11 protein-coding genes are annotated in these 12,240 nt (G+C 68.9%); 9 read left to right on the forward strand and 2 right to left on the reverse strand.

Features of this window, described 5'->3' with window-relative positions; translation table 11 throughout:
- Nucleotides 1–3: 3 nt before the first annotated feature.
- On the forward strand, nt 4–1,665 hold the full coding sequence (locus tag ABID41_RS11070; protein ID WP_354297624.1) for a glycosyltransferase family 4 protein: 1,662 nt from the start codon (nt 4–6) through the stop codon (nt 1,663–1,665).
- On the opposite strand, the gene tauD is transcribed toward ABID41_RS11070, so the two are convergent.
- Nucleotides 1,666–2,544: a taurine dioxygenase gene (gene tauD, locus ABID41_RS11075; RefSeq protein ID WP_354297625.1), complete on the reverse strand. Its 879-nt coding sequence runs from the start codon at nt 2,542–2,544 to the stop codon at nt 1,666–1,668.
- 247 nt (nt 2,545–2,791) lie between these two features.
- Between tauD and ABID41_RS11080 the strand changes: the two genes are divergently transcribed.
- The 5 genes from ABID41_RS11080 (at nt 2,792) to ABID41_RS11100 (ending at nt 7,235) form a co-directional block, all read left to right on the forward strand.
- Nucleotides 2,792–3,070, forward strand: coding sequence for an HU family DNA-binding protein (locus ABID41_RS11080; protein WP_331931276.1), 279 nt, complete (start codon nt 2,792–2,794; stop codon nt 3,068–3,070).
- Between the two features lie 290 nt (nt 3,071–3,360).
- Entirely contained in the window at nt 3,361–3,579 is a 219-nt protein-coding gene (locus tag ABID41_RS11085) for a hypothetical protein (protein ID WP_354297626.1), read from the forward strand.
- Between the two features lie 84 nt (nt 3,580–3,663).
- The gene (locus tag ABID41_RS11090; RefSeq protein WP_331931273.1) at nt 3,664–4,044 is read left to right on the forward strand and encodes a helix-turn-helix domain-containing protein; all 381 of its coding nucleotides are present in this window, start codon (nt 3,664–3,666) and stop codon (nt 4,042–4,044) included.
- Between the two features lie 383 nt (nt 4,045–4,427).
- Entirely contained in the window at nt 4,428–5,600 is a 1,173-nt protein-coding gene (locus ABID41_RS11095; RefSeq protein ID WP_331931271.1) for a hypothetical protein, read from the forward strand.
- Between the two features lie 18 nt (nt 5,601–5,618).
- The gene (locus ABID41_RS11100) at nt 5,619–7,235 is read left to right on the forward strand and encodes a ShlB/FhaC/HecB family hemolysin secretion/activation protein (RefSeq protein ID WP_354297627.1); all 1,617 of its coding nucleotides are present in this window, start codon (nt 5,619–5,621) and stop codon (nt 7,233–7,235) included.
- Between the two features lie 29 nt (nt 7,236–7,264).
- On the opposite strand, the gene ABID41_RS11105 is transcribed toward ABID41_RS11100, so the two are convergent.
- Complete coding sequence (locus ABID41_RS11105) at nt 7,265–7,750, reverse strand: MerR family transcriptional regulator (protein ID WP_354297628.1); 486 nt, start codon at nt 7,748–7,750, stop codon at nt 7,265–7,267.
- Nucleotides 7,751–7,880: 130 nt separating this feature from the next.
- Between ABID41_RS11105 and ABID41_RS11110 the strand changes: the two genes are divergently transcribed.
- The 3 genes from ABID41_RS11110 (at nt 7,881) to ABID41_RS11120 (ending at nt 12,215) form a co-directional block, all read left to right on the forward strand.
- Nucleotides 7,881–9,302 carry a helix-turn-helix domain-containing protein gene (locus tag ABID41_RS11110; RefSeq protein ID WP_354297629.1) on the forward strand — a complete coding sequence of 474 codons (1,422 nt, stop codon included), beginning with the start codon at nt 7,881–7,883 and terminating at the stop codon, nt 9,300–9,302.
- Nucleotides 9,303–9,323: 21 nt separating this feature from the next.
- Nucleotides 9,324–10,370, forward strand: a complete 1,047-nt coding sequence (locus tag ABID41_RS11115; RefSeq protein WP_354297630.1) for an amidohydrolase family protein — start codon at nt 9,324–9,326, stop codon at nt 10,368–10,370.
- A 153-nt stretch (nt 10,371–10,523) separates the two neighbouring features.
- Nucleotides 10,524–12,215, forward strand: a complete 1,692-nt coding sequence (locus tag ABID41_RS11120) for a hypothetical protein (protein ID WP_354297631.1) — start codon at nt 10,524–10,526, stop codon at nt 12,213–12,215.
- The last annotated feature ends 25 nt before the right edge of the window (nt 12,216–12,240 follow it).

Genomic DNA, 12,240 nt, shown 5'->3' on the forward strand with positions numbered 1-12,240 from the left:
ACCGTGCCAGGCAGTATCGCGCTTTATCATCCGTCCGCGGGCGTGCGGCCGAAGACGAACATGTTCGGCAAGGACGTGGCCAATGTCGGGCTGTTCCGGGCGGTGCTGCAGCATGGCGACTTCGACCGGGTCGATTTCCTGACCGGCGCGACGATCTCGCCCTCCGATCTGGCCATCGGGCTGACCGGCGAGGCCGCTCTGGCGGCGAAGACCGGCGTCGCAGGCCTGCTCGACCAGTCCCGGCCGGCGGAGGCCGGGGTGCTGGTGCGCGGGACGCCGGACCTGCCCGAGATGGCCTGGCTGCGGCGCTCCTCGGGTCTGGAGCAGGCCTACAGCCTGGTCGGCATGGTGCACACACTGGCGCCGCCGGCCCTGCGCGAGGCCACGGCCAAGGCGGCGATCGCGCCGATACAGCCATGGGACGCTCTGATCTGCACCTCGCCGGTCGTGCAGGAGCGGCTGACGGCGATGTTCGACGAGTGGACCGACTATCTGGCCGATCGATATGGCGGCGATGTCCGGGTGCGGCCGCATCTGCCGTTGCTGCCGCTGGGCGTAGAGGGGGCGAGGTTTGCGGCCCTGGCCGACCGCCCTGAGGCGCGCGCGGCCATGCGCGAGCAACTCGGCGCCGCTCCGGACGATATCGTGATCCTCTGGGTGGGGCGGCTTTCGTTCTTCGAGAAAGCGTTCCCGACGCCGATGTTCCTGGCGGCCGAGGAGGCGGCGCGGGCGAGCGGCGTGCGCGTGCACTTCGCCCAGGTCGGCTGGTTCCCCGATCCGACTGTGCAGCGGGCGATGTATGAGGAAGCCGGCCGGGCCCACGCGCCTTCGGTGGCGATGCATTACATCGACGGCAACGATCCCGAGGTGGTCGGCGCCATGTGGGCGGCCGGGGACATCTTCCTGTCGCTCGTGGACAACATCCAGGAAACCTTCGGTATTACGCCGCTGGAGGCGATGGCGGCGGGGCTGCCGGTCGTGGTCAGCGACTGGGACGGTTATCGGTTCACTGTGCGGGATGGGATCGACGGCTTCACCATCCGCTCGTTGGGAGGACCGATCGGGGCTGGCCAGGGGATGATCAACCGCCATGTCCACCTCGGCCTGACCTACCAGTCCTATGTGGGGGCGGTGGCCCAGCACACGGCGATCCATGTGGGCGACGCGGCGGCCAGGATCGGCGAGTTGATTGCTTCGCCCGAGCTGCGGGCCCGGATGCGCGAGGCCGGCCGCCGGCGCATCCGCGAGACCTTCGATTGGCCGGTCGTGGTCGCGGGTCTGCAGGACCTCCTTGGCGAGCTCGCGGCGATCCGCAAGGCGGCGGCCCCGCAGCCAGTCAGGCACAAGTACAATCCGTTGAAGGGCGAGCCCTTCGGGGCCTTCGCGCCGTTCGCTACCCAGGTCCTGGGCTACGACACGATGGTCTCGCTACGTCCGGGCGTGGGGCAGGCCGACCTCGACCGAACTGTCGGGGTGCGCCTGGACGAGTTCGCGGGAAACTGGCGCGCGAACGTGGCGCTCTGCGCTCAACTCATGGACCGGCTGGCGGCGGGCGGCGAGATGCCCGTTCGTGAACTGCTGGCGCCGCATCCGCGCGCCCACCACGCGGCGCTGGGCCTGGCGGTGGTCTGGATGTGCAAGCTCGGCCTGCTGGACTGGCGCTGACTATTCGGCGGCGGCCTTGACCCCGGCCGGCGCCCGCGAGCGGTGATAGGGACGATCGCCGAGCACCGTGGCCCGGTTCATGATCCGCCGGTGCGGCAGGTAGTCGTTGACCGCGTAGTGCTGCGTCACGCGGTTGTCCCAGAACGCCACCGCGTTCTCCTTCCACCGCCAGCGGACCAGGAACTCCGGCTTCTGGATATGCTCGAACAGCATGTTGAGGATCGCGTCGCTCTCCTTGCGGCGCAGGCCCTTGATCCGCTCGGTGAAGCCGAAATTGACGAACAGGCCGTCCTCGCCGGTTTCGGGGTGGGTGCGGATCACCGGATGCAGCACCGGCGGATGCTCGGCCGTGGCCTGGGCGTGCTTGTCCTCGCCGGCGCCCTTGGCGACGATCCCGCGGGTCGGGAAGCCTCGGGCGAAGTCGTGCACGGCGTCCAGGCCCGACAGGAACTCGCGGAAAGCCGGCGACAGCGCCTCATAGGCCGCGCGCATGTTCGACCAGATGGTGTCGCCGCCCGAGGGCGGAAGCAGCTTGGCGTAGAGGATCGAGGCCATGGGCGGGGTTTCGATGAAGGTGACGTCGGTGTGCCAACTGTCGTTGTCGGTGGGATTGTCCTTGTGGTTGTCGAGGATGAAGAGCTCCGGCGCCTCCGGCACGCCCGGATAGAGCGGGTGGGTGTGCAGGGGGCCGAAGCGGGCCGCGAAGTCGCGATGCTCGACCGGCGAGAGATGCTGATCCTCGAAGAAGATGACCTGGTGCTTCAGCAACGCCTGGCGGACATCGTGGAGTTGCTCGTCGGCCAGCGGCTTCGAGAGATCCACGCCTTCGACGACGGCGCCGATGGTCGGCGTGAGGGGGGTGACATGGAACTTGCTCATACCTAATCCTCCGCTCAGGAACTGCGCCTGTTCGACTTCGATACTCGGCCTCCTGCCGAACTCTTCAAGGGCGATCAGGGAGGTCAGGTGTCCCTCTTTGCTCCAACTCCCTCCCGGACGGGGCGGCAAAGGCGCAAAAAACCTTGCTGCGTTTACCTTCTTGCTTTCGTTTGGGGATGCGTTCGGGCTGGAATCGCGCCTTTCTCCAGCAAGCGCACCGCGCACCAACAGTCAGTGGGACAAAACAATGAACACCAGCGACCTGGCGAGCGCGATCGCCGAAGGCGAAAGCAACATCTCCAAGACCCAGGCGAAGCAGATCGTCGACGCCGTCTTCAAGGCCGTCGAGGCCGCCGCCGTCCGTGGCGAAGAAGTGTCGATCCCGGGCTTCGGCAAGTTCAAGGTGCAGGACAAGCCTGCCCGGACCGGCCGCAATCCCAGCACCGGCGCGACCATCCAGATCGCGGCGACGCGCAAGGTGGTCTTCCAGCCGGCCAAGGCCCTGAAGGACGCCGTCGCCGGCTAAGGCCCGCGCGCATCCACGAGCGTCGAAACGGCGGTCCCACCGGGGCCGCCGTTTTTTGTGTAATATACGGAGTATCCGCGCCTTGGTTAAGACGTCGAGCGCCCCTCAGCTGTTTTGTGGCTCGATATGCTTAACGATGATCAGTTTATATTGATCACGACGGCCAATATGCTGCATCCTATGATTGTCATTCGGGCCTGGGTCGATTTTTCGGAATTAAGACTGTCGATCCATCGTCGTCGGCCCTGACGCGAAGGGTTGCTCGAAGTGATCTGAGTTTGGGGGAGCTCATGGCCACGAGCCAGATGAAGAAGAGCGTTCAGGCCGAGCTCCGGTCGGAGTTCGAGAGCGAGGTCGCGCTGCTGGCGGCCGCCTGGGATCGATACGCGCCGGCCGAGGCCTTGATGCGAGTTAGGGCCCTGGCCGAGATCGCCGGTCCGCTGACTACCGAAGGGCTGCTCGAATTGGCCGTCGCCGTCAGCACGCCGGCGCGTGGGAGCCGGCAGTAGCGGGCCTATGGCCTTGGAGCTTCAGCTTGCCTATCTTGCGCGATCGGCTCCCGTCCGGGGCGCCATCGTGTGCGGGGGGCGGGCATGGCGTCTTCATCGGCTGGGCGGCCTCGTAGCGGTGCGCTGGACGTCGTTCTCGGGCAGCGGATTCGCGAGCGTCGGCTCGCTTTGTCGCTGACCCAGGCCGAGCTTGGCCGGCGGATCGGCATGACCTTCCAGCAGGTCCAGAAATACGAGAACGGCAGCAACCGCGTCACGGCCATCGTCCTCATGAAGCTCGCGCGCTCGCTTGACCTGGGCGTGACCGACCTGCTGAACGGCATCGACGGGCCGGGCGATGAAGAGGACGCGCAGCGCGATCGGCTGTTGTCGCACTTTGCGCATATCCGTTCGCCCGAGGTGCGGGAGGCGGTGCTGACGCTGGTTGCGAAGCTGGCCGACCAGACCGAGGTGTCGGAGGGCTGAGCAGCCCTGCGTCGGGCTCGCCTGGGCTCCGCTCGGCCGTTGCGGGCGGCGGCTGGCCCGCGCTACCGCCGAAATTCACATCCTGACATCGCCTTTCGCTGGAGGTCGCCGATCCGGGCGCGAAATCCGGGCGATGCGCGCCTGTGGGCGCTCGCCGGTGGGGGCGAGCGGTTCATGCCGGGGCGGCGCCCCCGATTCGGATCAGCCGTTAACTATTAAACGGGGTATTCCCCTGCTGGTTGAATGCCGCCAAGTCTCAGAATTCCACGCCATATGTCGCATATTTTACGTTTGTTTGCACATCGAGGCTTCGGAATTTGCCATTTGTTAGCCGTCTCACGCTGCAGTGAAACAACCAATAATAGGTGTGATGGGGTTTGAAGATGAGGCTTAAGGAAAGAGGTGTCGTCGCGTCCCTAGTCGTGGTGGCGCTGGCGCTTTCGGCGTGTGGGACGAGCAGCCGGGGCGCGTACCTCGGCGGACAGTCCTCGGGTGATGGCGGTGGTTCGGGCGCCGGCGGCGATGGTTCCGGTGGCGACGCCGGCGGTGGCGCTGGAGGTGGCTCTGGCGGTGGAACCGGCGGCGATGGCGGCGGCCTCGGCGGCGGAACTGGCGGTACGGGCGGCGGTACGGGCGGTGATGGCTCGGGCGGCGGAACCGGAGGGTCCGGCGGTGGATCGACCGGCGGTTCCGGTTCGGGCTCGACCGGCGACGGCAGCGCTTCGGCGGGCCTCGAAAACACCGCCGACGGGCTGGTCCAACTCGCCGGAGGCGTCGTCAGTCAGGTCGGCAATGCTGTCCTGGTCACCCCGGACATGATCGAGCAGGCGCCGATCGTGGGCGGCGTTCTCAGCCCCGTGGTGGAAACCGTGGGCGGGACGGTCGCGGCCGTCGGCGGCGCGCTCGCCGACGGCGGGCTTTCGGGCGCTCCGATCGTGGGAGAGCCGGTGTCGGGCGTGCTTGCCACCGTGGACTCTACGGTCGGCGGCGTGGCCACGGTGTCGGTCGGTTCCACGACCGCTCTGGGCGATGGAACCGCCCCGGTCGCTGTCGCGGCTCTCAGCCCGACCACGGCCGAGGGTTCGGTGGTGGGCGCCAGCGTGTTGTCGGGCGGCCAGACCGCCGCGTTGACGCTCGGATCGCCGACCTCGACCGCGACGGCCACCAATGGAACCGCTGACGCTCTGCTCGGCGCGACGGTGGGCGGCGCCACGCTGGGTGACGCCTCCGCCAGCCCGCTGCTCGGCGTGAACCTGGCTTCGGCTACGCCGACGCAGGGCACGCTGGTCACCGTGGGGGTGGCTTCCGGCGATCAACCGCTCAACGTGGCGGTCGGCGATGTCGGCACGGCGCTGGGTTCGGCCCTGCCGACCGGTAGCGCCCTGGGCGACGCTGGAACCCTGACGGGCGTCGTGGAGCCGGTGGTCGCAACGGTGACCCAGGTCGCTGCGCCGACCGTGACGGGAACGGTCAGCGGCGTCACCCAAACCGTCGGCGCGGTGGTCGACGGCGTCACGGGCGGCACTGGGCTGCTCGGCGGCCTGCTCGGCAACTAAGCGGGACGCGCCAGGGATATGAAGCGCCTTGTTTTCCGTACCGTCGCGCTGTGGGCCCTGTGCGGACCCGCCGTGTCCCTGGCGCAGACCGCGCCGCTAACGATCGAGGCGGGGCGCGCCGACCGCGCCCCTCCCATCACCCCTTCTCCGGCGCAAGCTCCGCCGCAGAAGGGCCGCGTCGTCGCGGCGACGCCGAGCTTCTCGCCCTTCGAGATGAGGGGCCTCGCGGTTGAGGGCTCGACCCTGCCCAAGCCGGCGATCGAGGCCGTGGGCCGCCCCTTCATCGGCCAGCGGATCGACGAGCCCACGCTCACCCGCATCGCCGAAGCGATGGGCAAGCTCTACGCGGACTCCGACATCGCGCTCTACACCGTGCTGGCGCCGCGCCAGTCCGGCGCCGAGGGCCTGGTGCGGCTGGTCGCCGTCGAGGGCTACATCTCGCAGGTCGACCTGCAGGCGAAGAACGTCGATCCAAGCCTGTCGCGCCGTTACGCCGAGCGCCTGAAGGCGGAACGCCCGCTCACCAAGGCCGGGCTACAGCGTTATGTCGGCCTGATGCGCGACGTGCCCGGGGCGCACGTCGATCTTCAGTTCCTGCAGGGCGGAAGCCCGGGCGCCGTGCGGCTCCAGGCCAAGACCCGCATCGACCGGGTGCAGACCGGCCTGAGCATCAACAATCGCGGAGCGACCCTGCTGGGCCGCACCCAGATCGAGGCCTCGCTCATCGGCAACAGCCTGCTGCGGGAAGGCGATCAGACCAGGCTGACCTTCGCCGCCCCGACCGACTGGGAGCGGTTCCAGTACGTCGCCCTGGCGCACACCGAACCGCTCGGCGCGTCAGGCGCGACCCTGACGGTGACCGGCGGCAAACTGTGGACCCGGCCCGACATCGCCGGCTTCGAGGTCCGCGGTTCGGCGACGACCGGCTCGGCCCTGGTCGCCTATCCGGTGATCCGGTCCAACCAGAAGAACCTCTATGTGACGGGCAGCTTCGACGGGGTGGACAGCGACAACGCCCTGTTCGGCCGGCGGCTCAGTCGCGAACAGACCCGGGTGCTGCGAGCCGCGGCGAGCTACGTCCAGCAATCGCCCAAGCAGGTGGTCTCGGTCTACGGCGCCGTCAGCCAGGGGCTGGACGCGTTCGGGGCCAAGGCCTCGCCGTTCAGCGGCGATAGCGAGTTCACCAAGCTGAACCTGCAGGGAGCGTTCAACCGCCAGGTGGGACAACGCTTTGTGCTGCGGTTGTCCGCGAACGGCCAGTATGCGGATTCCAGGACCCCGGGGCCCGAGCAGTACTCCATCGGCGGAGCGCAGTTCGGCCGCGCCTTCGCCTCGTCCGTGGTCACCGGCGACAGCGGTTATGCCGTCTTGGCCGAGATCGCCTGGCGGCCGCCCGTGACGCCCAAGGTGATGGCCGGTTCGGAACTCTACGCCTATGCGGATCAGGGCGAAGCTTGGTCGAAGGCCCGTCCGGCGGGCGATAGGGGCGTGTCGCTGGCCTCCGCTGGTGGCGGCGTGCGCATGGCCTGGGCGTCCAAGGGCGTCGTCGAGGTAGAGGTCGGCGTGCCGCTCGACGCGCCGGCGGGTGTGTCGGATGCGACGCGCCTGATGCTGAACCTGCGGACCCTGCTCTAGGGGGGGGCGCCACCTGAACCGGAAGGGGTCTAGCTCGCCCGATCGAGGATAGCGGCGCGGCCGGGCCGCGCCTGGCGCAGGATGGCCGCCGCCGACCTCGTGGCCGAGCGGTGGGCGCTGGCGGGGCTGCGCTGCTTCAGCGAACCAAGGGCCTCCTGGATGCTGCGGCGCTCGGCCTCCAGGACGGCCAGGCGCTCTTCCAGCTTGGTCATGGCGCAGGCGATGTGGCCGTCGGGCGCGCCGGACTCTTCGCGCCGGTCCAGGATCAGCCGGATGTCGCGCACGTCCAGCCCGGCCTGGCGGAATTGGGCGATGAGGCGCAGCCGGTCCATGGCGCGTTCGTCATAGCGGCGGCAGTTCAGCCGATCCCGGTCGGCTTCGATCAGCCCGACCTCCTCGTAATAGCGCAGGGCCCGCGCGGTGAGTCCGAGCTCCCGCATGGCCGCGCCAAGCGTGACATAGGAGGTGCGGGGCAGGACCCGCAGGCGCCGAGCGCCTTCCGTATTGCGATCCATGGCTTTGCAAAACTGAGTTGACGGAAGTGAATTTGGTAGCGGAAGCCTGAGCGTCGATCTGCGCCGAAATTTGGCGAAATGGCGGATTTCGTGCCAAGAATGGGACCGTTCGAAGCTCGGAGTTGCAAAGTTGCGAAGAGCGCAAAAGCTGTTCGTCGGCCCGAAGGTGCGTGTCCTGCGCGAAGCCCGCGGCTGGACGTTGGACGCCTGCGCCTCGCAGCTCGGCCTGTCGGCGAGCTATCTTTCGCAAATCGAGTCCAATCAGCGGCCGGTCACCTCCCGCGTGCTGATGGCGCTGGTGGACGCCTTCCACATCGGCGTTTCGGAGCTCGATGCGGCGGACGACGACCGACTGATCGCCGACCTGCGGGAAGCGCTGGCCGACTTCGGCGGGCGGACGGGGAGCGTGCCTGCCTCGGAGCTGCGGGCCGCGGCGCTGCACGCCCCGGCGCTGGCTCGCCGCTATCTCGAATTGCACCGCGCCTATCGCCGCCTCGACGAGCGGCTGCGGCTGACCGAGGAGGCGGTGGCCCTGGACGAAGCGGCGGCCGCCAGCTCCCTGCTGCCCTACGAAGAGGTGCGCGACTTCTTCCACTACAAGGACAACTACCTCCACAGCCTGGACACCGCGGCCGAGGCTCTGGCCCTGGCGATCGGCGGTCCCGGCGCCATGCAGGACGAGGCCGATCTTGCCGGCGTGCTGGGTGAGCGCCTGGGCGTGTCCGTGCGCCAGGCCCAGTTGGGGGAGGTGATGCGCCGCTACGACCGCGCCACGCGGACGCTCTGGCTGAACGAGACCTCGCCGGAGGAGACGCGGCGGTTCCAGATGGCCTTTCACCTGGTCTCGCGCAGCCTGAGCGACCTCATCGAGGATGAACTGGGCAAGGCGGGGCTGAAGAGCCGCGAGGCCATCGACATCTGCCGGATCGGCTTGGGCAACTATGCGGCCGGCGCCTTCCTCATGCCCTATCGCGCCTTTGCCGCCTCGGCGCGGGCCTTGCGCCATGACGTCGATGAACTGAGCCGCGCCTATCGGGTGAGCCTGGAACAGGCCTGCCACCGCCTGAGCAACCTGCAGCGGCCGGGCGAGCGGGGCGTGCCGATCTACTTCGTGCGCATGGACCACGCCGGCAACATCACCAAGCGCCATAGCGCCACGCGCTTCCGCTTCGCGCGGTTCGGCGGGACGTGCCCGCTGTGGAACGTGCACGACGCCATGGCCGCGCCCGATCGCTATCTCGTGCAGGTCGCCCAGATGCCGGACGGGACGAAGTACCTGTGCGTCGCCCGTAGTATCGCCAAGCGGGCCGGCGGTTATCTATCGCCCGTCAGGCGCTATGTGCTGGGCTTCGGCTGCGAGCTGCAGCACGCGGGCGAGATGATCTATTCGTCCGGCCTCGATCTGAAGGCGTCGGCCGCCCGCATCGGGGTGAGCTGCCGTATCTGCGAGCGGGACGACTGCGCGCAAAGGGCCTTTCCGCCTGTCGACAGGCGCCTGGTCGTGCCTGAGAATGAGCGAGCGATCGTGCCGTTCTCGCTCGGCGCGGGCTGACAGCGAAGAACGGGGAACGGAATGAGCCAGGCGCCGCGGGAATCTATTCTCGAACCCGAGTTGCCGATCATCGATCCACATCATCACCTGTGGGACCGAAGCGCTCCCGTGCCGACCCTGCCGCCGGTCAAGCACGACTTCGAACGTGTGGTGCGGCGGTCTCCCCGCTATCTGCTCGACGAGCTGCTGGCGGACGTGGGCAGCGGCCACAAGATCATCGGCACGGTCTTCGTCGAGTGCGGGGCGATGTACCGAGCGGACGGGCCGCCGCACATGCGGCCGGTGGGCGAAACCGAGTTCGTAGGCGGCGTCGCGGCCATGTCGGCCAGCGGGACCTATGGCGAGGCGCGCGCCTGCGCCGGGATCGTCGGTCACGCCGACCTGACCCGCGGAGCGGCGGCGCGCGAGGTGCTGGAAGGCCATCTCGCAGCAGGGGCCGGCCGGTTCCGCGGCGTGCGCCAGAGCGCATCCTACGACGCCGATCCGGGCGTTCTGGGCCCGCTGGCGCGGCAGGGGCCGGAGCTCTATCGGCAGGAGGCCTTCAGGGAGGGCTTCGCCCAGCTCGCGCCGCTGGGCCTGTCCTTCGACGCCTGGATGCTGGAGCCGCAGATTCCGGATCTGATCGACCTGGCGAGCGCGTTCCCGGAAACCTCGATCATCCTCGACCATGTCGGAACCCCGCTCGGCGTCGCCAGCTACGCCGGCCGCCGCGAGGAGCGCTTCGGCGTCTGGCGCGACAATATCCGAGAGCTCGCCAAGCGTCCGAACGTGACCGTGAAGGTCGGCGGCCTGGCCATGGTCTTTCCCGGCTTCCCCTCGCTGCTGGCCGATCCGCCCGCCTCGTCGGAGCAACTCGCGTCCGAATGGAAGCCCTATGTGGAGACCTGCATCGAGGCCTTCGGCGCCGAACGCTGCATGTTCGAGAGCAACTTCCCCGTCGATGTTCTGAGCTGCGACTACGCCGTGCTCTGGAACGCCTTCAAGCGCCTGGCCTCGGGCGCCTCGGCGAGCGAGAAAGCCGCGCTTTTCGCCGACACCGCACGGCGAACCTACCGGCTGGCGATCTAACCGTCGCGGACTTGTCGAAAGCCCCGCCTGCGCCGATGATCGCTGGCGGAGGGGCGCGTCCCCGCCTGCAGTCAGTCGCTTTCGAGTCCACGATGGTGGACGCCAGTTGCTTGAGTTCAGCCTCGGAACAGCAATTGAAGGCGCGTCGAATCCATGGCCGACGGCGAAGCTTCGACAGTCGTGCAACTGCAGATCGCCTTCGCCGGGCATAGCCGGCCGAGGGACCTCGGGGACGAGGCGGAGATCGAGCGTAAGCTCGCCGAGGTGCTGAAGCGCCTGCGGCAGGCCGGGGTGACGCACGCCCGGCTCCTGACCGGCCTCGCCGTCGGGGCCGACAGGATCGCCGCCGGGCTCTGGCGGCTGAACGGAATGGGGCCGGTGCATGCCGTGCTTCCCTTCCTGAGCGACAGCGCCGAGGAGGTCGGGCTGGCGCGCCTGGCCCAGACCGCGACCTGGCTCGACGGCGATCAGGCGCATGGCCAAGGCTGCAATCCGCATCTGGTTCAGACCCGCTGGATGCTGGCCCACGCCGATCTGCTGGTGGTGGTCTGGAACGGGCTGGAAGGCCGCGGCGCCGGCGGCACGGCCGACGCCGTCCGCGTCGCCTTGGAGGCCGGAACGCCGATCGTCTGGCTCAATCCCCGGGACGAAGGGGCGCGGATCATCCGTCGCCCTTCGCTGTACGACCCGGTCGGGTTCCTCGAGCTGCGCGAGGCGCTCCTCGCGGGACGTGGGTCGATCGTAACTGACGCCGACGTGGACGCGCTGCGCGAGGCGCTGGATCTCGAACCCGATCATCCGCATCTGGCCCGCACGCCGCCCGGCCGGATCGACCGCTGGCTGCATCGCTGGCTGTGGCGGACCTTCGCCTGGTTCCAGAGGGCGGTCGGCGGACCACTGGAGCCGACGACCTGGCGCTCGCTGCCGATCCCAAAGGACCTGGCTTCCCAGCCGGGGTTCATGGCGATCCGCGAGGCGTTCGAGGCGGCGGACGCGCATGCCGGCCGCTTGGCGGCCATCCACCGTTCCGAGCAGATCCTGCTGCTGGGCGCGGCGGTCTTCGCCGCCACCATCGGCGCCACGCCGTTCTTCTATTACGGCCTGAAGGCGCCGGCCATCGTCGCCGAACTGCTGCTGGCCTTGGCGGCCTTCGCGGTCTGGCGCTTTTCGGCGCGCGCGCGCTGGCACGACAAGTGGACCAGCGCCAGGCGCCTTGCCGAGCATCTGCGGCTGTTCATGGGCGGCTGGGCCCTGGGCGTGCCGACCGGGCGCGCGGGGGCCGGGGCCCTGCGGCAGGAGCATCGGCGGCTCGGGCGGTCGACACTTCGCCAGGCTGAGCCCGTCCAAGGCCGCTTCGACGCCGAGCGGGTGCGCGCCTGGGCGACCTGGGCGCTCAACGAACTGGTCCACGGCCAGGCCGACTATCATCGCCGGGAAGGGCGGCGGAACCAGCGGATCGCCCATGCCATCGAGCGGCTTGAGAACGGAAGCTTCGCGGTCTTCGTCCTGGTGCTGGGGGGCGCGGCCATCGCGGCCCTCTGGGGGTGGCTGACCCACCAGCATCCGCCCAGTCTGGCCATGGCCACGGCGGGCGCGGTGGGGGTCATCGTCCCGGCGATCGGCGCGGCCGCCATGGCGCTGGAGGCCAAGTTCCAGTTCGAGGAGCAGACCGAACGCAGCGCCGTCGTGGCCGACCGCCTGGAGAAGCTCGCGTCCGAACTGCCGGGAGACCTCAATCTCGAAGCTGCCCAGATGGCGTTGCGCGCCACGGCCGAACTGCTGGTCGCCGAGGCCGACCAGTGGCAGGAGGGCGGTCGTCGTCGTCGCCTGTTCCGCGGCGGTTGATCGCTCGTCCAAGGCGGCGGAATCA

It is taken from the genome of Phenylobacterium koreense (assembly GCF_040545335.1).
In the GTDB taxonomy this organism is placed as follows: Bacteria; Pseudomonadota; Alphaproteobacteria; order Caulobacterales; family Caulobacteraceae; genus Phenylobacterium; species Phenylobacterium koreense.